Below are 23,696 nucleotides of genomic sequence, written 5' to 3'. Positions count from 1 at the left end.
GACATGGCTGCTTTCAACACTGAGCGCGTACTTAGCGTGCACCACTGGAACGACACCCTGTTTTCCTTTACCACGACGCGTGACGCGGCCTTGCGGTTCCACAACGGCCACTTCGTCATGATCGGCCTGGAAGTTGAAGGCAAGCCCTTGTTGCGCGCCTACAGCATCGCCAGCGCCAACTATGAAGAGAACCTCGAGTTCCTCAGCATCAAGGTGCAGAACGGCCCGCTGACGTCGCGGCTGCAGCATCTGAAAGAAGGCGACACCATCCTCGTCAGCCGCAAGCCGGTTGGCACGCTGGTCGTCGACGACTTGAAGCCCGGCAAGCATCTGTTCCTGTTTGGCACGGGCACGGGCCTGGCGCCGTTCATGAGCATCATCAAAGACCCGGACATCTACGAACGTTTCGACAAGGTCATTCTGGTGCACGGCGTGCGTTGGGTCAGCGAACTGGCCTACGCCGACTTCATCGAAAAAGAACTGCCGAACAACGAATTCTTTGGCGACGTGGTGCGCGACAAGCTCGTGTACTACCCGACCGTTACGCGCGAACCGTTCCGCAACCAGGGCCGCATTACGGAACTGATGGAAAACGGCAAGCTGTGCGACGACATCGGCATCCCGCAAATCAACCCCGAAACCGACCGCGCCATGATCTGCGGCAGCCCGCATATGCTGGCTGACATCAGCGCCATGCTGGACAAGCGCGGCTTCACGGTGTCGCCGGGTGTGGGCCAGCCGGGTGACTACGTGGTTGAACGCGCGTTCGTGGACAAATAAGTCACCGTCTTGCGCTAGTAAAAAGCCCCATCGCATGCGATGGGGCTTTTTTATGCCCGTCAGGTACACGCCGTGGCGATCATTCCGGCTGGATGCCGGCCTTCTTGATGATGTCGCCCCACTTCTTCGATTCGGCCTGCTGGAACGTGGCCAGTTCGTCCGGGGTGGACGTGGCAGCGTCCGTGCCGGTCTGCGCGTAGAACTGCTGCGCAGGCTTCGTCTTGGTCGCGTTCACCAGCAGCTCGTTCAGGCGCTTCACCACGTCAGGCGGCGTGCCGGCCGGGGCGTAGGCCGCAAACCAATAGCCCATCTCGTATCCCGGCACGCCGGCTTCGGCGATGGTCGGCACGTCCGGCGCCAGCGGCGAGCGGGCTACACCGGTCACGCCCAGCGCGCGCAGCTTGCCGGACTTGACTTGCGGCAGGCCGGTGGCGGTGTCGGTGATCATCATGTCGATCTGGCCGCCCAGCAGGTCGGTGACCGCCAGCGGATTGCTCTTGTACGGCACGTGCAGCAGTTGCACGCCTGCCATCTGCTGCAGCAGTTCGCCTGCGATGCGGCTGCTGGAGCTGCCGCTGCCAAAGCTCAGCTTGCCGGGTGACTGCTTGGCCTGGGCCAGAAATTCGCCCACGGTCTTGGCCTGCGAGTTCGGGTTCACGACCATGATCTGGCCGCCTTTGCCCAGCAGCGAGATCGGCGCAAAGTCCTTCACGGGTTGATACGTCAGCGTCTTGTACAGATGCTCGTTGGCGGCGTGCGTGGTGTTGGTCGTGATCAGCACGGTATAGCCGTCGGGCGCGGCGCGCGCACCGGCAGCCGCGCCGATCATGGCGCTGGCGCCCGGTTTGTTTTCGATCACCACGGCTTGGCCGGTCTGCTCGGTGACGCCCTGGCCGATGGCGCGGCCGATCTGGTCGGTGGCGCTGCCGGCCGCAAACGGCACGATGAACGTGATGGGCTTGGCCGGAAAGTTCTGCGCCATGGCGGTCAGGGGCAGGGCGGCGGCCAGCAGCAGGGCCAGACGGCCCTTGGAAGAAATGCGCATGTTGTGTGTCTCCTGTGGTGTTTTTTTATGGTCGGGCGGGGGTATCAGGCGGCCGCGGGGCGGTCGCTGGGTATGTCTGGCAGGCGGGCGGCCAGTTCTGCGCTGACCTCCACCGTCAGGTCCAGCAATCGGAAGGACAGGCTCTTGCCGTGCGTGTCCAGATTCAGCGCATCGTTCACGCCGCCGTCCAGCACGCCTTCCAGCACGAAATTCATGGCGTGCAGCGTGGGCAGCAGGTAGCGCGTTACGCGAGTGGGGTGGCGGTACGCGAACCAATCGGCGACGCGGGCTTCGGTGACTTGTGCGGTCAGCACGTCGTAGCACTCGGGGTCCCAGGCGATCAGGCTCAGGTTCGAGATGTTGCCCTTGTCTCCCGAGCGGCTGTGGCCCAGGCGATACAGCGGTACTTTTTGCGTGTGGGGGGCGCGGGTCATGACGCGATTTCCTCCAGGAATTTCCAGCCGCTTTGCACGGCGTCGCGGGGGATGGTGCAAGACAGCATGTTCAAACGCGGCCGCAACGCGGTGCGCACGCCGCCGCCGCCTGCCGGGCCGCAGGTGTACAGCGCATTCACTTCGCGCAAAATGCGTTCGGCCTGGGCGCGATCGGCGTGTTCGCCGGCCAGGCGCAGGCGCACATCGCGGGCGTGCGAGTCAGGCAGGGCGCGGCGCATTTCACCGGCGTCGTCGGCCAGGATGCTGATCGCGCCGATCAAATCCGCGCGCAGTTTGAAGGTCGAACCCAGCCGCTTCTGGACAATGTCCGCAGCCAGGCGCGCCCGGGCTTCAGCTTGCACMCCTGCGTAAGAAATTTCCGCTTCGGCCAGCCAGCCACCCCGATAGCAGACGTTGACCTTCAATTCGGCGGGCCGCGCGTGGCCGGTGATGCCATGCACCGCCACCCGGTTGCCGCCCAGCTCGACGACGCGCGCCTGGCTCAGGTCGGCCACCACGTCGGGCGTCAGATAGCGCGCGGGGTCGTGGACTTCATATAGCAGCTGTTCCTTCACCGTGCGGGCATCCACCACGCCACCGGTGTTGGCCGCCTTGCCGATAACGAATTCGCCGTCGGCATCGATCTCAGCAATGGGGAAACCTGCCGCGTGGACGTCGGGCACATCCTTCAGGCCCGGCACGCAGAAGTAGCCGCCGGTGACTTGCAGGCCGCATTCCAGCATATGGCCGGCCATGGTCGCTCGGCCCAGACGCGGCCAATCGGCGGCGTCCCAGCCAAAGTGCGCCATGGCAGGGCCGAGCGTCAGGGAAGGGTCCGCAACGCGTCCCGCCACCACGATTTGCGCCCCGGCCGCCAAGGCTTCGGCGATTTCGGTCGCGCCCAGATACGCCGTGGCGCTGACGACTTCTTGCCCTGCCAGCCCGGCGCCCAAACGGTCTTGCAGCAGGGCGCGCTGCTCGGGCGTGTTCAAGGCATCGCCATGCACGACGGCGATGCGCGGCACGGGCAGGCCTTGTTCGCGGGCAATCGCGGCAATGCGCCGGGCCGCCGCTGCGGGGTTGGCCGCGCCGAAATTGCTGACGATGTTGATGCCATGGCGCAGGCAATCCGCCAGCACGGGCGATACCAGTTCGTCCAGCAGCGGCTCGTAGCCCCGATCGGGGTCGTCGTTGCGCGCGAGTTGCGCCAGCGCCAGCGTGCGTTCGGCCAGGGTTTCGAATATCAGCGTGCCGCCGCCCTGGGCAGCCAGGGTGCGCACCACGTCGGCGGCGCCGTCGGTCCGGTCGCCAGAGAATCCTGACGCGCAGCCGATAAGCAGAGGGGTTTGAGGCATAGGGGAGTCCAGTCGGGCCTTGCGGGTGTCGAGGCCACTATAGGCACCTGCCGATCATCAGTAAAATAGAAAAATCGGATCAATTGATAGAAGAAAGCCATGAATCTATCTGCACGCCAACTCCGCGCCTTTGTGGCGCTGGCTGAAGAACGGCATTTCACTCGTGCCGCGCAGCGCTGCCACCTGACGCAGCCCGCATTCAGCGCGCTGATCCGGTCCCTGGAAGACACCGCCGGGCTGCGCCTTTTCGACCGAAGTACCCGCCATGTCGAACTGACGGCCGAAGGCCGTGTGCTGGACGCGTCCGCGCGCAGACTTCTGGCGGATATGGATCTTGTCATGGAAGACCTGCGCGACCACGCCGCCCGACGCCGCGGCCGCGTGGCGCTGGCGGCGCTACCGTCATTGGCGGCCGGCTGGCTGCCCAATCTGCTGGCGCGCTTCAGCAATGAGCACCCCGGCATCGTGCTGGATCTGCGCGACGCCTTGCTGGAACCATGTCTGAATATGGTGCAAAGCGGGCAGGTCGACTTCGCGGTGGCGTCGCGGCGGGCGGACATGACGGACTTGGACAGCGAATTTCTGCACGCCGACCGCTATTTTCTGGTGTGCCGCGCCGATCATCCGCTTGCTGCGCAAAAGTCAGTGCGCTTGCGCGATATCGTCCGCCACCCCGTCATTCAGCTTGCGCGCGGCAGCAGTGTGCGCAAACATCTGGACGAGGCGTTTGGCGCCGATGCGCCATCGCCGGTCTTTGAAGTCGAGCACTTGGCCACCGTAACCGGGCTGGTGCGAGCCGGATTGGGCGTGTCTGTCGTGCCAGCCATGACGCTTTTTCATTTCGCCAGCGACGATCTGCGCGTGGTGCCATTGGCCGGCCGTGCGTTGACTCGGCCCCTCTATCTGGTGCAGCGCAAAGGCCGCAGCTTGTCGGTCGCGGCCCAAGCGCTGGTGGATTTGCTGATCGCCCATCGCGGTGATATCGGCGGCGCCGGCCATCAGGCAGAGGCATGAAACCGGGATTCATTCGTCCCTGCGTCATCCGGCCACTTTCGCAAACGTCTATTGCTAGATAAACTTCGATAGTTGTAGCTTCTATCCGTCACCTGAAGGATTCCGCCCATGAGCAAGCAAATCATCCATACCGACGCCGCACCCGCCGCCGTTGGCCCTTACTCGCAAGCGGTTGCCGTTACCGGCACCAAGACTGTTTACCTTTCGGGCCAGATCGGCCTGGAGCCCGGCACCGGCGATCTGGTCTCTGAAAACTTTGACGCGCAAGTGCGTCAGGCCTTTGCCAACATGCAGGCCGTTATCACCGAAGCCGGCGGCACGCTGGACAACGTGGTCAAGCTGACCTTGTTCCTGACTGACCTGGGCAAGTTCACCGCCGCCAACTCGATCATGGCCGAGATCATTCCGCAGCCGTTCCCGGCACGCTCCACCATCGGTGTGGCCAGCCTGCCCAAGGGCGCGCAGTTCGAAGTCGAAGCCATTCTGGTCCTGTAAGGCGCACCCGGACGGTCAAGCCCAGAGGTTCGTTTCTTCATGCCGGCCGCGGCAGTGGCTTCCAAGCGACCCGGCGCCGATACCAAAGGCGCCGGCAAACCAATGACGGATACCGAGCGCAAGCTTCGGAATCTGGGCTTGGTGCTGCCCGAGGACTTCGTGCTGCACCTGCCGCTGCGCTACGAAGACGAAACCCGCATCATCCCGATCAGTTCGTTGCGCCCGGGCTTTGCTGGCCAGGTCGAAGGCGAGATCACGAAATCCGAGGTGCAGTACCGGCCTCGGCGTCAGCTCACCGCCACCTTGGCGGATGAAACGGGCGAACTCCAATTGCGCTGGCTGAATTTCTACCCCAGCCAGCAAAAGCAGATCGCGGTCGGCAAGCGGTTGCGCGCTCGCGGTGAAGTCCGCGGCGGCCTCTTTGGCCGGCAGATGGTGCACCCCCGCATGACCAATGCGGACGCGCCGCTGCCCACGGCGCTGACCCCGGTCTATCCCACAACAGAAGGGCTGCCGCAGCTGCCGCTGCGCCGCGCCATCGCGCAAGCGCTGGATCGCGCGGATTTGTCCGACACCTTGCCGGATGAAGCCCGCGCCCGCTACGACCTGCCTCCCTTTGAACCCGCTATCCGTGCGCTGCATACGCCGGCTCAAGGCGAATCCGAACAAGCACTGCTGGACCGCGTCCACCCCGCCTGGCGCCGCATCAAATTCGACGAGCTGCTGGCGCAGCAGTTGTCGCTAGCCGCCGCGCGCGCCGCCCGTCGCATCAAGGAAGCCGAATCGCTACCGGTGCGCAACGAGGCCGGCGGCTTGGTCGCCAAGCTGTACGCCAATCTGCCGTTCAAATTAACGGCCGCGCAAGAACGCGTGGTGCAGGAAATTTCCGCCGACCTGGCCAAGCCGTACCCCATGCATCGCCTGTTGCAGGGCGACGTAGGCAGCGGCAAAACGGTCGTGGCCGCCATCGCCGCCGCCCAGGCGATTGCCGGCGGCGCCCAAGTGGCGTTGATGGCGCCCACCGAAATTCTGGCCGAGCAACACTTCCGCAAGCTGGTCTCGTGGCTGCAGCCGCTGGGCATCAACGTCGCGTGGTTAAGCGGCAGCCTTACCGCCAAAGCGCGCCGTGAAGCCGCCGCCGCTGCGGCAGACGGCAGCGTGCAGCTCGTCGTCGGCACGCAAGCCATCATTCAAGACCACGTTGAATTCCATCGGCTGGGCCTGTCCATCGTCGACGAGCAACACCGTTTCGGCGTTGGCCAACGGTTGGCGCTGACGAAGAAGGGCGAGACCGTGCGCGGCCGCATCGTGCCGCATCAGCTGAACATGAGCGCCACGCCCATTCCGCGCACCTTGGCGATGACGTTCTTTGCCGACCTGGACGTCTCCGTCATCGACGAACTGCCGCCGGGCCGCACGCCCGTGCTGACCAAGCTGGTGTCTGACGCACGGCGCGAAGAAGTTATCGCCCACGTCGCGCAGGCGGCGCGTGGCGGGCAGCAAGTGTATTGGGTCTGTCCGCTGGTTGAAGAAAGCGAGGCGCTGGAACTGCAAACCGCCGTCGACACCTACGAAGGCATGCGCGTTGATTTGCCCGACCTGCGCATCGGCTTGGTCCACGGCCGGCTGCCCCAAGCGGAAAAAGCCGCCGTCATGCAAGCCTTCCGCGAAGGCGAGGTCGACCTGCTGGTTGCCACCACCGTCATCGAAGTTGGGGTGGACGTGCCCAACGCATCGCTGATGGTCATCGAGCACGCCGAACGTTTCGGCCTGGCTCAGTTGCACCAGCTGCGCGGCCGGGTAGGGCGCGGCACCGCCGAGTCCGTCTGTGTATTGCTTTACCAAACGCCGCTGTCGCAAGTCGCACGCGAACGGCTGCGCGCCATGTTCGAAACGTCGGACGGCTTCGAGATTGCCCGGCGCGACCTGGAACAGCGCGGTCCCGGCGAATTCCTGGGCACGCGTCAATCCGGCATGGCGCTGTTGCGCTTCGCCGACCTGGAGACGGATGCCGCCATCGCCGAAGACGCCCGCGACGCCGCCGTCTGGCTGCGCGCCGAACACCCGGCCGCCGTCGAAGCGCACCTGGCGCGCTGGATGCGCGGCCGCGAAGACTTCTTACGGACCTGACGCCATGCGGCCCGTCCATCACCTGAATCATTTAAGCGCGGGCCAAAACGCCCGCGCACAACCCCCGGGGGCGTAGTCCACCATGACTCTCACCGAACTCAAGTACATCGTCGCGGTTGCACGCGAACGGCATTTCGGCCGGGCAGCCGAGGCCTGTTTCGTCAGCCAGCCCACGCTGTCTGTCGCGATACGCAAGCTGGAAGACGAACTGGGCGTGACGCTGTTTGAGCGTGGCGGCGCCGAGGTGGGCGTCACCCCCATCGGCCAGCGCATCGTCGCGCAGGCGCAGAAAGTGCTGGAAGAAAGCGCCAGCATCAAAGAGATCGCGCGGCAGGGCCACGACCCGCTGGCCGGCCCCTTGCGCGTCGGCGTCATCCACACCATTGGGCCGTACCTGTTGCCCAAGCTGGTGCCGGTGCAAATCGGCCGCACCCCGCAAATGCCGCTGCTGCTGCAAGAAAACTTCACCGTCCGCCTGGTGGAGCTGCTGCGTCAGGGTGAAATCGACTGCGCCATCATGGCGTTGCCGCTGCCCGAAGCCGGCCTGGTCATGCAGCCGCTGTACGACGAACCCTTCATCGTCGCAGTGCCCAACGACCACGAACTGGCGCAGCGCAAATCCATCGACGCCCAAGACCTGAAGCAGCAGACCATGCTGCTCTTGGGCAGCGGCCATTGCTTCCGCGATCAAGTATTGGAAGTGTGCCCGGAACTGTCACGCTTCTCGGCCGCCAGCGATGGTATTCAACGCACCTTCGAAGGCTCTTCGCTGGAAACCATCCGCCACATGGTCGCGGCCGGCATCGGCGTCACGGTCTTGCCGGTGACGGCTGTGCCTGAGCATCCGCCCAGCAACAGCCTGCTGCGCTACCTGCCGTTTGAGGGCCACGTGCCTGAACGCCGGGTGGTGCTTGCATGGCGCCGCAGCTTCCCCCGCCTGGCCGCCATCGAGGCGCTGGCGCAAGCCGTTTATGAATGTGAATTGCCCGGCGTCAAAATGCTGGCCGACGAAGTCGCAGCCGTGCAAGATTGATGCAGTAGTATCTTCACTCGTACTTTTACTAAGGAGCTAGCAATGGCCAAGTCCACCAAGAAGACCCCGAGCGTTCCGCGCATCAACATCGGCATTTCGGACAAGGACCGCGCCGCCGTCGCCGGCGAATTGTCCAAGCTGCTTGCCGACTCGTACACGCTGTACCTGATGACGCACAACTTCCACTGGAACGTCACGGGGCCCATGTTCAACACGCTGCACCTGATGTTCATGACGCAGTACACAGAAGAGTGGAACGCGCTGGACAGCATCGCCGAACGCATTCGCGCGCTGGGTCACTACGCGCCGGGCACGTATCGCGAGTACTCGAAGCTGTCGTCGATCGCCGAGCCGGAATCGGTGCCGGAAGCCCTGGAAATGGTGCGCTTGTTGGTCAGTGCCAATGAGTCGGTCGCCAAGACGGCGCGTGCGGCTTTTGAGAAGGCCGATGCGGCGAATGACCAGCCGACGGCGGATCTGTTGACGCAGCGGCTGGATGTGCATGAGAAGAATGCGTGGATGTTGCGTAGCTTATTGCAATAAATCGATCGATTGATCGCTTACAATGGCCGGCCATCTTCCCATCCGGGGAGATGGCCGTAACTTTGTGAACACCCCGATAATGGCCGCCGAAAGGCGGCCATGTCCATGTAACCGTGCCACAGATCACGCCTACATTCGCTATACGTCTTGCCTTTACCCAGATGGCCGCGCCTTCGCCGCGCGGGCTTCGCGTGCCCTGCCGCTTCACCGCACCCCCCATTGGCCTCCGCGCCAACTCAGTCCCCCAAGCATGAACACCACCGATAGCCAAGAGCCCGGTTTTCCGCGCTGCGTTCTCATCACCGGCGCAACCGGAGGCATCGGCGGGGCGCTTGCGCTGGAATACGCCAGCGCCGGCGCCAAAACCCTGATCCTGCAAGGCCGCAACGCCGCTCGTCTCCAAGAACTGGCCGACCGTTGCGGCGCGCTGGGCGCGCGCGTCATCACGTATGAACTTGACGTGCGCGATCACGACGCCCTCTTGGCGTGGTTGGCCAAGGTCTGCGAAACCGAAATGCCCACCTTGGTGGTCGCCAACGCAGGCGTCAACATCAACACGGGGCCGGACGGGCAGGGCGAGGACTGGCAAGACGTCCATCGCCTTTTGGACGTAAACGTCAAAGCCGTCTTCGCCACCGTCCACGGCGTGCTGCCCACCATGCGTCGCCTGGGGCATGGACAGATTGCATTGATCAGTTCGTTGGCGGCCTGGAGAGGCTTGCCGGAAACCCCTAGCTACAGCGCCAGCAAGGCCGCGGTGAAGGTATACGGCGAAGCCATGCGCGACGCGCTTGCCGGTGAAGGCATCAAGTTCAACGTCGTCATGCCGGGGTACGTGGAGTCGCAGATGTGCTTCGACATGCCTGGCCCCAAGCCGTTTTTGTGGAAAGCGGATAAAGCGGCCAGGGTGATTCGCCGTGGATTGCAGCGGAATAGGGCGAGGATCAGTTTTCCGTTTCCGCTGAATCTGGGGTGCTTCCTGCTGTCGGTGATCCATCCGGCCGTGTCGGGGTGGATACTGAAGAGGATGGGCTACGGTGATTGACGCATTCTGGATCCCGCTGCTGCCGCCTTATCTGATTGGGTTGGTGCTGTCGTTTGCGGTGGAGGCGTTGTTGACGCCCAGACCTGTTGCGCCCTGGCGGAGGCCGATGGCGGCGGTGGGCGTTCATGTGGGGGGGTGGACGCTGGCGTTTGCGCTGGAGCTGATGCTGTTTAGACGGCCGTATTTTGCGGTGGCTAATGTGCTGGCGATCGAGTTGTTGATTGTGTTGGTGAGTAATGCGAAGTTTAAGGCGCTGAAAGAGCCGTTTGTTTATCCGGATTTTGAGTATTTCATGGATGCCATCAAACATCCGCGGCTCTATTTGCCCTTCTTCGGAGTGGGGCGTGCTCTTGCAGCGGGGGGCGGGTACGGCGCTGCGCTTTGGGCTGGATTAGCGCTGGAAGACTCCATAACCGCTGGCGCCGGGGTGTGGCTTGTTTCGTTCGCGGATTTGCCGCAAGAGCACACGTTCGATCCTACGGCGCCGCTTGTGCCTTTCTTGCTCCATTCCCTATGCCTGGCCGCCGCAGGGTTAGCCATAGCGCTAACAACTGGTCGAAGAGTTCAGGTGTCTTTTGAGGCGGTGCACGACTTGAAGACATCGGGCCTGATAGGTAGCGTATGGGCATACGGAAGGGCGGAGCGGGCGTCTTCCGATAGCGTGCGAAAACGCGCGCCTTTTGCAAGCACTGCAAGCCCTCCACCACAGGCGGGCACGTTACCAGACATAGTGGTCATACAAAGCGAGTCATTTTTCGATGCGCGGCAAGCGTATGGCCACTTGAGAACTGATCTACTCCCGAATTTCGATCAGCTCAGGGGAGAGGCGGTGCAGTACGGTGCGCTTGATGTGCCGGCTTGGGGCGCGAATACCGTCCGCACGGAATTTGGCTTTCTCTCAGGGATGGCGGGAGCCGACTTGGGCATTCATCGCTACAACCCCTATCGCCGACTGGCAGCCGACGGATTTCCAACGCTGGCTTCCCACCTGAAGGCTCAGGGTTATCGGACGATATGTGTGCATCCCTATCATCGTAGCTTTTACAACCGCGACAGAGTGCTGCCAAAGATGGGCTTCGATGAGTTCATCGGCCTCGACGCCTTCGCAGACGCCGTGTGTGATGGTCCGTATGTGGGCGACCGTGTCCTAGGCCAGCGCGTGCTGCAACTGCTGGGGGACCGCCCTGGTCATCCTCTATATATCCACGTGATAACAATGGAAAACCATGGTCCATTGCACTGGGAAGCCACTAACGAAGACGATGCGCGCAACGTCCTTCGCGAAGAGTTGCCAAACGATTGTGGGGACTTGATCGCGTATGCGCGTCATCTGCGCAACGCTGACGAGATGTTTGGAGACCTACGTGCGGAACTGCTGGTTCGTGGGCACCCAGCAGCGCTATGCATCTTCGGAGACCATGTTCCGATCATGCCGCAGGTTTACAGGCAACTGGGCGAGCCGGCCGGTACGACGGACTACCTGATGTGGACTACCCAACGGGCTGAGGTTCCGCGGCGTCAAGACTGCAATGTCGCCGAGCTTGCAGCCGCTTGTCTAGCCGCCGCGCAGCAGTTGTCGATGTGTGAACCCTCTGTGTAAATCCGGCCCAACGCTAATACGCTGTTATCGTAGATACTATACATTTTGAAATATTCAGTTATTTCTGCTGTATTTTGGTGGCAAGGTACAGGACTAATCGGGGCCCAACCAGTACAATCCTTGCGCCGCATAGCGTTCTACATGGAAAGAGATTGGAGAAATTGCAAAATAAAGCAATATCTGCATTGTTTTGTAGTGGTCCAGAACTATTAAATGATTAACTTCGAAAAAATTAAATCGACCCGACTTGCGGTGTGGTTAGTGGCCGTTCCCATGCTGTTGGCTCTCATTTACTACAGTTTCTTTGCCCTTGATCGTTATGTCAGTGTGGCTCAGGTCGCCGTGCGCCAGGTCGGCAATAATGAAACACCTCAAATACCGGGCTTAGCGGTCATGCTAAGCGGGCTGAATCCCACGTCGAGAGAAGAGACGCTCTATTTGCGTGAGTTCCTGACTTCCCAGGACATGCTGAATGTGCTTCAGGAAAAACTGAAATGGTCGGAGCATTATGCGCAGCACTGGCGGGATCCGCTGTATCTGCTTTTGGCGGACTCCCCTCGTGAAGACCTTCTCGAGTTCTATCAGCGCATGGTGACAGCGCATTTCGACGAGCAAACCGGTTTGCTGGCAGTGGAAGTACAGGCGTTTGATCCAAAATTTGCGGAGCAGACGTTACGAGTCATGCTGAGCGAGAGCGAGAGATTCGTGAACGAATTGTCCCACCGTATGGCCCGCGAGCAAATGGCGTTCGCCCAGGGTGAACTTGCAAAAGCGCGGCAAAACTATGAAGAGCGTCGCGATGCCATGCTCGTATTTCAAAGCACCAATAATCTGCTCGATGCCGAAGCGACTGCCAAAGCGCGTGCCGATGTCATAGCGGAGTTGGAAGCGAATCTGACTAAGGAAAGAACTACGCTGAAAGGCATGCTGGGTAGTTTGGACTCCAACACTCCTCAGGTGCGCCAGCAGCGAAATCGCATCAGCGCGATGGAGCAACAGTTAGCTGTGGAAAGCAAACGCCTGCTGTCTGAAAAGGGCGGTGAGAAGCTTAACGTTGTGGCATCTCGCTATCGCAATTTGACGATCGATGCGGCCATCGCCGAAGAGACTTATAAGTTCGCCGTGAGCTCTGTCGAGTCAGCCAGAATAGAGGCCAGCAAGAAGCTGCGCAGTCTAGTGACGATCGTTTCGCCAAACATGCCGGATAAAGCTATTTACCCACAGCGGATTTACAACTTGATCACCTTGTTCATCGCGTTGCTTCTATTCTACGGAATTGCGCGATTTGTAATAGCTACGATTGAAGATCATCGCGATTGAGTCTCACCGTCGAATCCATGAAAATCCTTAATATCCGCTTTGCACTGCGTGCTTCCATAATTTGCATGCCCCTGATTTTGACCGGCTGCGGCAGTTTGCTGTCTGCCGCAGGACCCTCCCGTTCAGCGGTGATGAATAATGAAGAGGCACAAAACTATAAGTTGATCGATCTTTCCGCAGAGACGATTGCGCCTTATATGAGACCGAGGGAAGGGGAGTTGAATACGGCTGTGGCATTGCCAGAGGTCCCTGATATACGTTTGGTGCCAGGCGATGTGCTGCGCGTAATGATTGCGGAAAGCGCGGTGGAGGGGGCGGTGTTTGCACCATTAGCGACTGGAGGTACGGTTTTCGATAACGTCAGAGTGGATAATAAGGGCATGATTTCGCTGCCCTACTTTGGGCGTCAGGTCGTCGCGGGTAAAAGCCCGTCAGAGGTCGAAACGCTGATCCGCCAGAAGCTCAAAGGTGGTACGACGGACGCGCAAGTCAGAGTAGGGTTAACCGGAGATCTTTCCGGTTCGGTATTGGTCGCAGGTGCAGTAAAAGCTCCAGGACGATTCTCCGCATTGGAAGGGCCTCTCACACTGCTGGACGCCATCAACCGTGCAGGCGGCCCGCTGCTCGAACCCCACTTGATGCGCGTAGTGGTGCGCACCGGGAAGAAGTCGTACGAATTCAATTATCAGGATTTGCTCTCAGGAAAGAACCAAGTAGTTCCTCCTGGTGCTGAGGTGGTACTTGAGCGTGCTCGTAAGCGCTTTGTGGCCATGGGGGCGGTGGGGGATCCTGGCCTGCATGACCTACCGTCCAACAACCCAAGTCTTTTGGAAGTATTGGGTAGCGTCAAGGGCTTGAGCGAGGTAAAGGCAGACGCTGCCGGCGTGTTTGTATTCCGCCTGGTGGATGAGAAATCGCCCGACTCCGATGAGATCGTTTCGCGCGCGCAGGTATTTCGTCTGAATCTGAAAGAACCTGCCGCGATGTTCATTGCCAGACAGTTCCTGGTTCAACCTGAAGATGCCATATACGTTACGAATGCAGCTGTCTATGAATGGCAGAAAATCATATCGCCTATTGTGCAGGTCTTAGTGCTGGGCCGGACCGTTGAGGGGTTTTCCAGATAATCCGAAAATTAGATAGAAACTAGTATTCGCGGGGTATTATGGAAAAAAGAAAGCCATTCAACATTTTGCGCTCGGTTCTGTTTGCTTTGGTGATTCGAGAGGTGCGAGGGCGTTTTGGAGTGAATAGGCTAGGTGCATTCTGGTTCTTGTTTGAACCGCTAGCCCACATACTAGTGCTACTGACGATTTTCACGCTTGTGCGAGGTCAAGCTCATTATGGGCCGCCTCTCCCCATGTTTTTATTGACTGGGATCATACCTTTTCTACTTTTCAAGAACATTGCGTTGAAGGGGATGGAAGCCGTATCAGCGAACAAGGCTCTTTTTGCGTATCGGCAGATAAAGCCTTTTGATACGATCATAGCTAGGGCTATCGTCGAATGCGCATTGATGGCATGTATATATCTCGCTATGAGCTTCGTCTTGGGTTTTTGGGGGGGGTACGATGTGGCAATTCACTATCCTCTAAAATGGTTCGCAGTGTTCTTGACGGGTATCGTGTTTTCGACTGGATTGGCATTGGTTTTTTGCGTAATCGCGGAAACTATGCCTGATCTGAAAGGGTTTATTAAGATTCTGTTTATGCCGCTGTACTTCTTATCCTGCGTGATCGTGCCCATCTGGGTTATTCCGCCGCATGTCAGGGAGTGGTTGTGGTGGAATCCTTTTCTTCACTTGATAGATGGGGCAAGGGAGGCCACGTTTCTCTATTACCCCAGTGTGAGCGGCGTTAGTCTTGAATACTCGGCATCAGTAGCGGTGATAACTTTTTTTCTTGGGACGTTGCTCTATCGACACAGGCGTGAGCAGCTGCAGGCAATATGATCGAATTGCGCTCCGTCAGTAAATCATACCGAACACCTCGAGGCAGGAAATATGTTTTCCGTGACCTTTCCTTTGTGATTCCAGAAGGCAGGAATGTCGCGATCATTGGGAGAAATGGCGCGGGAAAGTCTACGCTGATGCGCCTGCTTGGCGGTCAAGATTCCCCGGACTCAGGGAGAATCGTAACGAAGAATTCGATCTCCTGGCCCGTAGGGTTGAGTGGGGGCTTTCAAGGCTCTATGACGGGCCGCCAGAATGTGAAATTCGTGGCGCGCGTGTATGGCGCTCAAGGGGAGAAAATGGCGCAAGTCGTGCAGTACGTCGCCGACTTTGCTGAGCTGGGAGAGTACTTTGATCAACCAGTGAATACATACTCGTCGGGCATGCGGGGGCGTTTAGGGTTTGGCCTGAGTATGGCATTCGATTTCGACTATTACCTCGTTGATGAGGCGATGTCAGTGGGTGATGCTAGTTTTAAGAAAAAAGCTACTGCAGAATTTAAGAAGAAAACTAACAAGGCCAACATCATATTGGTAACGCACGGAATGACTCAAGTTCGCTCTCTGTGCGACATCGTTTTGCTGCTTAACAATGGTCAGGTAAAGCAGTTTGATAACGTTGAAGAGGGAATCGAGGCTTATACCATATTGTAATGGTGTGGGTCGCCGTTGCCGTTAAGACGAATCGATTGCGAATCTGCAATCAGCAGGGATCAATATTTTTATGAATAAGCTTCTTATCGTTGGTCATCCTTCCGCAGCCTGCGGGGACATCGAAGATCTTCTGAACCAGTGCGGCATGGCTACCCCCTTACCGAGCCGGAAGGAGGGATTCAGTCCCCAGCAGATCGGTTCTACCATACTCAAGGCAAGCGCCCTGGATGGTGAACGGGATAAGAGCCACGCCCCAGGAGCTCTAAGCCAACTGACTCCCGGCCCCGTATGGCAAGGCCTTGTGTTGGATTTAATGCTGGGCAATATCGACCAAGACTTCTGGGGGTGGTCGGATCCGAACGCAGTTCATCTTCTGGATTACTGGAAGACCCTGGATCCCTCAATGAAGTTCGTGTTGGTCTATTCCGACCCGCGAACGGCGTTGACGGAGGCCGCTTTAGGTTCGCGTGAACAAAATGATGCGCTATTGGACAAACAGCTTCGCGACTGGTGTATGGTGAATTCTGCTATTTTGCGATTCCACAACTACAATCGCGACCGTAGCATTTTGGTTCATGCAGATGAAGCCTTGTCATCCGTGCACGCGTATCTGCAACAGCTTCGCACGAGATTAAATGCTCCACTAAGTGAACCGCCTGCAGCTTTTCTTTCACAGATTGTCAGTGGGCTGGACGTTTCCGTTTTGGATGGCGATGGGGAAGCGGAACTAGCGCCGGCAGCATTCCCTCATCCGTCGGAAATCGATGCGGCACGCGAAATAAGCCGTCCAAACAAATCCGCTCGAAGTGAAGGGTCATTTCGTAGCAGCATGTTGAGTGAATATTTTGATCAGCAGCTATTAGCCGAATATCCAGAGGTAGGTCGGCTATACGAAGAACTTCAATCCAGCGCGAACTTGTCGTCCCAGCGTGATTTTGACGAAGGGACTAATGTAAGGGCAGCATGGCTAGGGTTCCGAGAATTGGAGCAGCGGACAGGACGACTGCAGAGCATGCTGGACGCGATGACGATCGAGCGCGACGCCGAGAAGCGCGAAGAAGCCGCCAGGATGCAGAAATTATTGGCTGAGTATCGTCTCGTACAGGCTGAAGGTGAAGCCAAGGCCGTGCAGCTGAAAACGGATAACGAAAAATTGCTGGAAGCCAATGTCGCATTGCAAAGTGCCGTTGATATTTCTCGGAGCGACGCTGCACGTGCTCAACAAAGTCATGAGCAATTGTTAGATCAGCTTCATGCAGTTCAAGAAGAGCTCGAAAAGTACTATCTTGAAGCCAAGAAGTTGAAGGAAGAAAGTGTCCAACCGTTGTATGGGGCTGCCGAGCGGGTAAAAGAGCAGCTAGCTTATAAGCTGGGTGCGTTAATGATTCAACGATCGAAATCCTGGGGTGGCCGCCTAGGCATGCTTGGGGCACTAAAAGACCTACAAAATGACTACAAGCATGTCCAGCCGTTAGAACTCGGACTTCCGCCCATTTCGAGCTACCGCGATGCTGATGAAGCATTCAGAGTCACTCGACACCTTTCCTATCGGCTCGGATCCGCATATTTGGCAAATACGAGATCACTCGCCGGCTGGTTGAAACTGCCATTCGCTTTAAAGCAGGCGGTACGAGAATTCAATATATATAGGTCTGCAAAGAACTAGAATTTTCGATATTAGCGTTCTGCTAAATCTGATCATGCAAGGGGAAAGAATTGGAAGAACAGCTCGCGGTCGAAACTATCCGCGATCATTTATGTATTAGTTTTCCAATTAGTGGATGGCTGTACATCGGTGCAGGTACGGGTGCGGAACTTGCCGAGATTGATTMCTCGGAAGTGCCCTGCCTTGTCGCAGTGGAGGCTGTTGAGCACGTTTTTTTTCAGTTGCGCCAGAATTTGGCTCACCACCAGGGCCGGCATAGTCGCAACATTCTGATTGCGCCGACAGCTGGCCCGACATGCTTTTTCGAGGCATCCAGCTCTCGAGAAAGCGGATTGGTTGCCCCAGCGGAGCTTCGAGGTCTTTGGCGCAATTTGACAGAACGGGCGCGTCACTCCATTGACGCCAAGACGCTTGAGACGGTGCTAAAAGAGGAGGCGGCGTCGACAGGCGTTTCATTTAACTGGCTGACAATTGACTGCATCCCGGCCGCCGATCTGTTGAGCGGCCTCGATGTGCAGGCTGAGCATTTGGATGTCGTGGAGTGCCGCGCGCTCGTGGATGAGTTGCCTGACGGATCATGGAGCCCTTCGCGCGCTGCTGCTATTGATGTGCTCAATCAGAAGGGTTTTGTCTTGCGCGCCGAATATGCCGAACAGCACCCTGGTGTGGTCCGGCTATTTTTTGTGAGGGAATGGCGTCGTCTCTATGAGAAGGGCGTTGGGACCATAGCACAGCTCGCTGAGGAGCTTCGGCTGCAGCATGCACAGTCCGCAGCCGCCAAGGTGGGGATGCTCAGGGAGATAGAACTCACGGCCGGCGAAGTTAGTTCAGCAAAGGAAAAGTGCGCTCGGCTTGCGAAAGACCTCTCTGTTGTGCAAGCGGAAAATGCGCGCTTGATGGAACAGCTCACCGCAGAGAAAGATACGGCTCTGAGTATTCACAACATGGCTGATTCGCTTTCGCGCCTAAGCGAGCAGTTGGTGGATGAGGCCGAGCGTCGCGCAAAGGACATCCGAGGAGTCCGTAAGGTGCTGGAGGAAAGATGCGATGCCGTGACGCAAGAGGTTCTAAATTCCAAGAAGTCGATTCTGGAAGTGGGGAATGGCGTAGGGACTGCGCGAGATAGCGCTTTGATTACAGACATAATCAAAAAAGAGTTTGGCCGCATCAAGGAACGTTTGGATGCTGATGCCGACAGGCATGTAAAAGACTTGGTGACGACCCGAAAGGGGTTGGAACGAGTTGTCAGGGCCGAGATATCCAACTCAACTCAGCAGATTGAGGCGCATCTGAATATCCAGAATTACCTTTTGCACGGTGAGCATCTGCCGCCTTTCCACGGCTGGCCTGTCAGTCCCGACTTTGCCCTTTTCATAATCGACTCGCTCGTAAAGCGGAATTACGATCTGGTGATTGAATTTGGATCGGGATCTTCAACTGTACTGATTGCGAAGACTTTGTATCGGCTGCGACGTTCGGGCCGTCCATCGGCGGCTCAGATCACCTTTGAACATTCCGAGGTGTATTGCCAGCAGACTGCCGATGAATTGGAGCAATCCCAATTGAGCGAGCATGTGAGTTTAGTTCATGCACCGCTGGTGCCTTATGCGGCGGCGGATGGAGAGGTATATCAATACTACGACTGCACGCGGGCATTATCCAACTATCTGAGCTCCGTCAAGCCGGAGGGAATGTCAATGCTTGTCATAGTAGATGGCCCTACCGCCGCCACGGGCAAGCATGCACGGTACCCGGCTGTGCCAGTGATTCTTGATCTTTTCAAGGATGTTGCGGTTGATGTTCTGCTTGACGACTACTCTCGTGAGGATGAAAAAGAAGTGGCCGAGAAATGGGTCGTCGACATCAAAAGCCGTGGTTTACATGTAGAAATAATAGATTTGGCCATGGAGAAAAAAGCATGCTTGATACGCGCCCGGCGTGGATGATCAATTATTGTTAGAGTGCCGGATGTCTTACGATGTACGGTTCAATATTTCGAATGCGGATGGATGGTTTTTATGAGCATTGCTAAAGAAGCAATATTGGCATATAAGAATAAAAAATACGAAGCAGCGCTACAGCTTTTTTCTAAAGCTGGCGAGCTCTATGGCCTCCATTTGTTTAGTGCGAATATTGAGCTTTGCCGTCAGCACTTGTCCGGTGTCAAGGGGGCAGCCGTCACGCCGGTAGTGCCCGGGGAGCCAATCGCAACTATCGCGATTGCACCGCAGCGGGCACCAGCCGACACCGAGTCTGTAAATACGCCGTTGGCAACGGACTTTGCTATCCAATCATTGTCCGAATTTAGGGGCTTAAAGACCCTTCCTCGAGGCGTTCCATCTGTCGACTTGCCGCTGGTCACGTTCGCCATGACGTCCCATAATGCGGTAAACACCGTTGAAAACGCAGTTATGTCGCTGATCAATCAGTCCTACTCCAACGTGGAGGTGATTGTCTGCGACGACCGGAGCACGGATGGCACATGGGAACTATTGGTTCAATTGGCTAGCCGCATGCCTAAAGCGTTGCGCGTGTTGAGACTAAATTGCAATAGCGGGACGTATCTTGCCAAGAATGCGGCAATCTCTATTGCACGTGGCTCGATTATCATGTTTCAGGACTCGGATGATTACTCGCATCCGGATCGAGTGACGGTGCAGGTGGCACCATTGCTGCATGATAAGGATCTAATAGCAACTCGAACAAAATACTGCCGCTTTAATCCAGAGACTGGCCGCATTGTACCTGTTGCTAATACTCTTTCTAAATATGGTTTGATTACCCTAGCGGTAAGGCGGGAAGCATTCGATCAAATTGGTTTCTTCGATGCCGTCCGAAAAGCCGGTGATGATGAGTGGTTCCAGCGCATGCAGCATCTTTATGGAAAAAATCGAATCCGGCAGTTGGATGTTTCGCTATATTTGGCCGAACTGAGATCGGGATCCTTGGTCGCCGATATGCTTACCTTCAATGCAGACGGCTCTGTCGAACAAACCAGCTCCAAGCAGCGGAAGGATTACGTCAAGCAGTTCAAGAGCCGTTTTGATGATCCTAGGAAGCGTCGTGAGTGGTATAAGCAGAATTTTCCTGCTTCCCCCTTAAGACCCGTAGCCAAATATCCAGAATCTATTACTGCCATTGTCGCCCCGAGCGAGCGGGTCTACGCGTCGGTATGTAGTATTCCAAAGCGCATTAAACAATTGGAATGTGTCGTTTCCAGGTTGCTTCCGCAAGTGGACCATTTGTACGTCTATCTTGACAAGTATCAGGAAACCCCGGCGTTTCTTCTTAATGAAAATAAAATCACAGTGAGCCATTCGCGTGATTTTCCGGAGGATCATCGGGATAACGCCAAGTTTGTCAATTTCAATGACCTGAAGAGCAAGGGCGAATTTTACTATTTTACTTGCGATGATGACCTCGTCTATCCTTTCGATTATGTTAGAGCCATGATTAGAGACTTGGCCGCATATGGCAACAAAGTGATCGTGGGCCTTCACGGCGTCGTATATGAGGAGTCTGTCGAGAAATATTTTCGTCGGCGTTTTGTGTATCACTTTAAGGACGAAATGAGTCAACCCCGTTTGGTCAATAATTTGGGAACCGGGACTGTCGCATTTCATTCATCCGTTTTTGACACGTTGAATCCATCAAATTGGAGAAATGGAGGGATGGTGGACATATTCTTCGCAAATGAAGCAATGGGAAAAAATGTTCCGCTATTGTGCCTCGCTCGGCATTCGGGTTGGCTAGTCGAAAATGAAATGCCGGAAGATAACTCGACATTGTTTGGTGAATTTAAGGATAAAGAGCGCCTGATTGTGGATGAGCTAAAAAAGGGTGCACCTTGGGGTTACAAGGCTATCCTGCGTGTGCTTGAAAAGCAGCAGGAAGACGCGCGCAAGGCACTAAGTCCATCTCTTCCTCTATTCGCGGACCATGTCAACGTTTCCGAGATTTTCCCTCGGCTTCGTTAGATTCGGTCCATACAGCCACAATTTGTCGGCTTCGACCTCGCGCTTGTGATGATTCGTGATGTACATCCCGCGCGAAGGATTTTTGACTAACAAGGTGTAAACATTGACTAGCTTGGCGCAAGCGAGAGTGGCCCCCTCGTGGGATGCTATAACCATAAATTCTAATGCTCCTTCGACGGTTTGCGAATTCGTCGAGGCGGGCTGGAAGTTCAATTATTTTCTGCATGCTTTAGGTCGAAAGAACCTGTTTGTCTTTTTCCCATCGGCACTGGTGCGCGGTAAGCGGCATGTACCAAGTTTCCATAGATGGTCCTGGGCTGAGAACATAGAAAGGGCAGATGTGCTCTGTGTGTCAGACCCGACGTTGCGCCTGAATAACGAATTTCTGGGCGCGTGGTTTCAGGGAAACAAGGACGATTGGGTACTTCTTCGATCCCTTGCGCACATCTTGACGCTGCAGCAGAAATTCGGATACGAGAAAGTCGTGTTCTGCGGCTCTTCTTTGGGCGGTTTTGTGGCGCTCCAGGCCGGCGCGCTGGCGCCTTCCGTCGGGTTCAATCCTGAGGCGTGTGTGGTTTTTTCAGAAAACCCCCAAACATGTCTTCCCAAATACATGTGGACTACGCATATGGATCGGTTGGCGCAAGTATGTTACGGAACAAAATCGATAGCCGAAATCGATAAAAAGTACCTGATTAGGCTCGATGTGGTTGAGTTAATGCGGAGCCTTAATCATATCCCTAATGGGTTGGTGGTCATCAAAGAATCTGATGTTCATCATTACGAAGAGCACGTCGAATATCTTCGAAATAGTGTTCTGCTCGATTCTTCCAAGAATTTGAGGGTCGAAGTTATTCCTGCACGGGTCGATTCCACGGGTCACACGCCTTTAACTCTTGAAGAGATGTCCGCTCGGGTGGAAACGCTGCTTTAGTTGAGTGATTCAGTGTTTAATTTAAGCTATGCCGATTGTAGTAATGGACTGGTGTAGTCAGGCGTCCGTTGTTTCGGTGATGCGTTTCCAAAATAACCGCTCATGTTATTTTAGGGGGAGGCGCCTCTTGAGTTTTTCCGCATCAGTGGAAAATAGATTGATGATAGCTACAGAGCCCAGAATTTCACGGAAATCGCGCTTCCCGATGAGTTGAAGACGCTGTTCAATGTAGATGATCTGCCGTCGATGCGCAGGTTATCGTCGCCGTAATGGGGCATATTTTCTTGCTCATTTCTGCATGTATCTTTGCTCAGGATGCAAATAGAACAGCACCGTTGCATGGGGAGCTAGAGCAGATTGTCGTGATGGGGGTCGCGCCGAAGGGATATGCAGTGTAAAAGTCTTTCGGCTCTTTTCTCCCGATAGGCGATTCGGGGTGCTGAATAGCCGTTTTGACTTATGCCAGTAGTCTTGTTGTGCATCAATGATGATGGGAGTTTCATTGCAATAAGCATTACTTCTTTTTGAAAGTTAATTCTCCCATCTCCAAATGTAGCGCGAATTCGCTCGAAGTAGTCGGTATCTGCTCCTACACTGACCTCATCAAAGATACCGACTTTTTCTATCACTTCTTTGCGACGCATTACTAGAGTATTTGGGGACCACTGGCGAATTGGCCACACTGCTGGTGAACTAAAAACACCGATTTTATCAAGGCGAACGTAGCGCGATGTGACGGCTACGTTCTGACTGTCTGCGCGGAGCCATTTTATGGCTGTGCTAAGGCGTTCAGGGTGTGACCAATCATCTGCGTCCTGAAATGCAATGTACTCGCGTCTGCACATCTTTAGAGCGATATTTTTTGCTTTGTATGTGCCTATATTTTGTTCCAGGCGCTTGCACATCACCCGCCCCACATACCGTTGCTTTAATTCTTCGAGTATTTCCCAGGTATTGTCAGTGCTGCCGTCATCTATAACTATCAACTCCGACAAGATGCCCCGTTGATTCAATATTGACATGCATGAGGATTCGATGTACGCGGCACCATTGTGAACGGCCACCACTACTGATACATCGGCGTTCTCTGCCAAGCTAACTTGATGGTCAGCACGCGAATTCAAGAAACAGTTGATGTCAAACTCAGGTGTATCAGATCTCAATTTAATTGACGAGAGCCCCATTTCCTCCCAAAAGCTGTTCAGTATGAACAGCTTTTCAGCGCTATTTCTTTTCCGGTTGGCGTTCAATAGACGCTCGTCTCCCGTAGGCTGCGGGAATAGTAGACCGCCAGTCTCCACAACGTCTCTGGCGGCGCGAATACGCAGCGCCAAATCGTGCTTGCCCCGTCGGTCCAACCAGGCAATTAGCTCATTTGGCGAAATGCGAGCCAAGAGTTTCACGACCCGCCGCTGATCCGCCGCATTGGTTCGCGAATCTAAGGCAGCGAACGAATATGCCACGGCACTCGCATGGTCGCCACTTAAATATGCCACCCTTGCTTGCGCAGTGAGCAGTTTCGCATTGGAGCTTGAGGAAGAGAGGAGGTCGGCGGCCCGAGTTAGGAATCCGTGATCAAGTAACAGATGGGCTGCACTTGGGAATAGTTTAGTAGCCGCCCGAAAGGCGATGGCGTGGTAGGGCGACTTCCAGCGGAACCCGTTCCGAAGCCAGTTTTCATAAAAGAAGAATGAACTATTTTTCACTAACGGCTCGGGTTC

At 56.5% G+C, this 23,696-nt stretch carries 20 protein-coding genes; 16 read left to right on the top strand and 4 right to left on the bottom strand.

What is annotated here, in order from left to right:
• Positions 1-3: 3 nt before the first annotated feature.
• The gene (locus AC1DB0_RS00425; RefSeq protein ID WP_050446870.1) at positions 4-780 is read left to right on the top strand and encodes a ferredoxin--NADP reductase; all 777 of its coding nucleotides are present in this window, start codon (positions 4-6) and stop codon (positions 778-780) included.
• A gap of 79 nt (positions 781-859) precedes the next feature.
• On the opposite strand, the gene AC1DB0_RS00420 is transcribed toward AC1DB0_RS00425, so the two are convergent.
• Genes AC1DB0_RS00420 through AC1DB0_RS00410 form a run of 3 tightly spaced genes read right to left on the bottom strand, consistent with a single transcriptional unit; the run spans position 860 to position 3,614 of the window.
• Entirely contained in the window at positions 860-1,825 is a 966-nt protein-coding gene (locus AC1DB0_RS00420; RefSeq protein ID WP_054421915.1) for a Bug family tripartite tricarboxylate transporter substrate binding protein, read from the bottom strand.
• 44 nt (positions 1,826-1,869) lie between these two features.
• Positions 1,870-2,259 (bottom strand): AtuA-related protein, encoded by a 390-nt coding sequence (locus AC1DB0_RS00415; protein WP_476756812.1) that lies wholly within the window; start codon positions 2,257-2,259, stop codon positions 1,870-1,872.
• A complete protein-coding gene (locus AC1DB0_RS00410) occupies positions 2,256-3,614 on the bottom strand; it encodes an acyclic terpene utilization AtuA family protein (protein ID WP_476756813.1) in 1,359 nt (452 codons plus the stop codon). The genes AC1DB0_RS00415 and AC1DB0_RS00410 overlap by 4 nt, the downstream gene beginning before the upstream one ends.
• A 99-nt stretch (positions 3,615-3,713) precedes the next feature.
• On the opposite strand from AC1DB0_RS00410, the gene AC1DB0_RS00405 reads away from it, so the two are divergent.
• From AC1DB0_RS00405 to AC1DB0_RS00335, 15 genes are all read left to right on the top strand, one after another.
• Positions 3,714-4,628 carry a LysR family transcriptional regulator gene (locus AC1DB0_RS00405; protein WP_054421925.1) on the top strand — a complete coding sequence of 305 codons (915 nt, stop codon included), beginning with the start codon at positions 3,714-3,716 and terminating at the stop codon, positions 4,626-4,628.
• A 108-nt stretch (positions 4,629-4,736) separates the two neighbouring features.
• Entirely contained in the window at positions 4,737-5,123 is a 387-nt protein-coding gene (locus tag AC1DB0_RS00400) for a Rid family detoxifying hydrolase (protein ID WP_054421927.1), read from the top strand.
• Positions 5,124-5,162: 39 nt separating this feature from the next.
• Positions 5,163-7,253 (top strand): ATP-dependent DNA helicase RecG, encoded by a 2,091-nt coding sequence (recG, locus tag AC1DB0_RS00395; protein WP_175169004.1) that lies wholly within the window; start codon positions 5,163-5,165, stop codon positions 7,251-7,253.
• 82 nt (positions 7,254-7,335) lie between these two features.
• Positions 7,336-8,286 carry a LysR substrate-binding domain-containing protein gene (locus AC1DB0_RS00390; RefSeq protein WP_054421931.1) on the top strand — a complete coding sequence of 317 codons (951 nt, stop codon included), beginning with the start codon at positions 7,336-7,338 and terminating at the stop codon, positions 8,284-8,286.
• Positions 8,287-8,328: 42 nt separating this feature from the next.
• The gene (locus AC1DB0_RS00385; RefSeq protein WP_006222203.1) at positions 8,329-8,829 is read left to right on the top strand and encodes a Dps family protein; all 501 of its coding nucleotides are present in this window, start codon (positions 8,329-8,331) and stop codon (positions 8,827-8,829) included.
• A gap of 250 nt (positions 8,830-9,079) precedes the next feature.
• The gene (locus AC1DB0_RS00380) at positions 9,080-9,874 is read left to right on the top strand and encodes an SDR family NAD(P)-dependent oxidoreductase (RefSeq protein ID WP_175169516.1); all 795 of its coding nucleotides are present in this window, start codon (positions 9,080-9,082) and stop codon (positions 9,872-9,874) included.
• Entirely contained in the window at positions 9,867-11,474 is a 1,608-nt protein-coding gene (locus AC1DB0_RS00375; protein WP_476756814.1) for an LTA synthase family protein, read from the top strand. Before AC1DB0_RS00380 ends, AC1DB0_RS00375 begins: the two co-directional genes overlap by 8 nt.
• Before the next feature lie 213 nt (positions 11,475-11,687).
• Positions 11,688-12,794: a KpsE/RkpR family capsule polysaccharide export protein gene (locus AC1DB0_RS00370; protein WP_441371028.1), complete on the top strand. Its 1,107-nt coding sequence runs from the start codon at positions 11,688-11,690 to the stop codon at positions 12,792-12,794.
• Between the two features lie 17 nt (positions 12,795-12,811).
• A complete protein-coding gene (locus tag AC1DB0_RS00365; RefSeq protein WP_441371029.1) occupies positions 12,812-13,921 on the top strand; it encodes a polysaccharide biosynthesis/export family protein in 1,110 nt (369 codons plus the stop codon).
• A 38-nt stretch (positions 13,922-13,959) separates the two neighbouring features.
• The gene (locus AC1DB0_RS00360) at positions 13,960-14,745 is read left to right on the top strand and encodes an ABC transporter permease (protein ID WP_441371030.1); all 786 of its coding nucleotides are present in this window, start codon (positions 13,960-13,962) and stop codon (positions 14,743-14,745) included.
• Positions 14,742-15,398: an ABC transporter ATP-binding protein gene (locus tag AC1DB0_RS00355; RefSeq protein WP_441371031.1), complete on the top strand. Its 657-nt coding sequence runs from the start codon at positions 14,742-14,744 to the stop codon at positions 15,396-15,398. The genes AC1DB0_RS00360 and AC1DB0_RS00355 overlap by 4 nt, the downstream gene beginning before the upstream one ends.
• A 70-nt stretch (positions 15,399-15,468) precedes the next feature.
• Positions 15,469-17,064 (top strand): hypothetical protein, encoded by a 1,596-nt coding sequence (locus tag AC1DB0_RS00350; RefSeq protein WP_476756815.1) that lies wholly within the window; start codon positions 15,469-15,471, stop codon positions 17,062-17,064.
• Between the two features lie 50 nt (positions 17,065-17,114).
• Positions 17,115-19,010, top strand: coding sequence for a hypothetical protein (locus AC1DB0_RS00345; protein WP_476758563.1), 1,896 nt, complete (start codon positions 17,115-17,117; stop codon positions 19,008-19,010).
• A gap of 72 nt (positions 19,011-19,082) precedes the next feature.
• A complete protein-coding gene (locus AC1DB0_RS00340) occupies positions 19,083-21,041 on the top strand; it encodes a glycosyltransferase family A protein (protein ID WP_441371034.1) in 1,959 nt (652 codons plus the stop codon).
• Between the two features lie 103 nt (positions 21,042-21,144).
• Entirely contained in the window at positions 21,145-21,975 is an 831-nt protein-coding gene (locus AC1DB0_RS00335) for an alpha/beta hydrolase family protein (RefSeq protein WP_476756817.1), read from the top strand.
• 347 nt (positions 21,976-22,322) lie between these two features.
• Here AC1DB0_RS00335 and AC1DB0_RS00330 read toward each other — a convergent pair whose 3' ends face one another.
• Positions 22,323-23,681: a glycosyltransferase family 2 protein gene (locus tag AC1DB0_RS00330; protein WP_476758562.1), complete on the bottom strand. Its 1,359-nt coding sequence runs from the start codon at positions 23,679-23,681 to the stop codon at positions 22,323-22,325.
• Positions 23,682-23,696: the final 15 nt, after the last annotated feature.

This window comes from Achromobacter sp. 10T422 (assembly GCF_056394065.1).
Note: the sequence above shows the minus strand (reverse complement) of the source record. Positions and strands in the feature narration are given on the sequence as shown.

Bases quoted from the DNA above. Each gene is read 5' to 3' on its own strand.
- AC1DB0_RS00355 (WP_441371031.1), top strand. From the start codon at position 14,742: ATGATCGAATTGCGCTCCGTCAGTAAATCATACCGAACACCTCGAGGC.
- AC1DB0_RS00405 (WP_054421925.1), top strand. From the start codon at position 3,714: ATGAATCTATCTGCACGCCAACTCCGCGCCTTTGTGGCGCTGGCTGAA.
- recG (WP_175169004.1), top strand. From the start codon at position 5,163: ATGCCGGCCGCGGCAGTGGCTTCCAAGCGACCCGGCGCCGATACCAAA.
- AC1DB0_RS00385 (WP_006222203.1), top strand. From the start codon at position 8,329: ATGGCCAAGTCCACCAAGAAGACCCCGAGCGTTCCGCGCATCAACATC.
- AC1DB0_RS00340 (WP_441371034.1), top strand. From the start codon at position 19,083: ATGAGCATTGCTAAAGAAGCAATATTGGCATATAAGAATAAAAAATAC.
- AC1DB0_RS00370 (WP_441371028.1), top strand. From the start codon at position 11,688: ATGATTAACTTCGAAAAAATTAAATCGACCCGACTTGCGGTGTGGTTA.
- AC1DB0_RS00415 (WP_476756812.1), bottom strand. From the start codon at position 2,259: ATGACCCGCGCCCCCCACACGCAAAAAGTACCGCTGTATCGCCTGGGC.
- AC1DB0_RS00420 (WP_054421915.1), bottom strand. From the start codon at position 1,825: ATGCGCATTTCTTCCAAGGGCCGTCTGGCCCTGCTGCTGGCCGCCGCC.
- AC1DB0_RS00380 (WP_175169516.1), top strand. From the start codon at position 9,080: ATGAACACCACCGATAGCCAAGAGCCCGGTTTTCCGCGCTGCGTTCTC.
- AC1DB0_RS00350 (WP_476756815.1), top strand. From the start codon at position 15,469: ATGAATAAGCTTCTTATCGTTGGTCATCCTTCCGCAGCCTGCGGGGAC.
- AC1DB0_RS00360 (WP_441371030.1), top strand. From the start codon at position 13,960: ATGGAAAAAAGAAAGCCATTCAACATTTTGCGCTCGGTTCTGTTTGCT.
- AC1DB0_RS00425 (WP_050446870.1), top strand. From the start codon at position 4: ATGGCTGCTTTCAACACTGAGCGCGTACTTAGCGTGCACCACTGGAAC.
- AC1DB0_RS00365 (WP_441371029.1), top strand. From the start codon at position 12,812: ATGAAAATCCTTAATATCCGCTTTGCACTGCGTGCTTCCATAATTTGC.
- AC1DB0_RS00390 (WP_054421931.1), top strand. From the start codon at position 7,336: ATGACTCTCACCGAACTCAAGTACATCGTCGCGGTTGCACGCGAACGG.
- AC1DB0_RS00400 (WP_054421927.1), top strand. From the start codon at position 4,737: ATGAGCAAGCAAATCATCCATACCGACGCCGCACCCGCCGCCGTTGGC.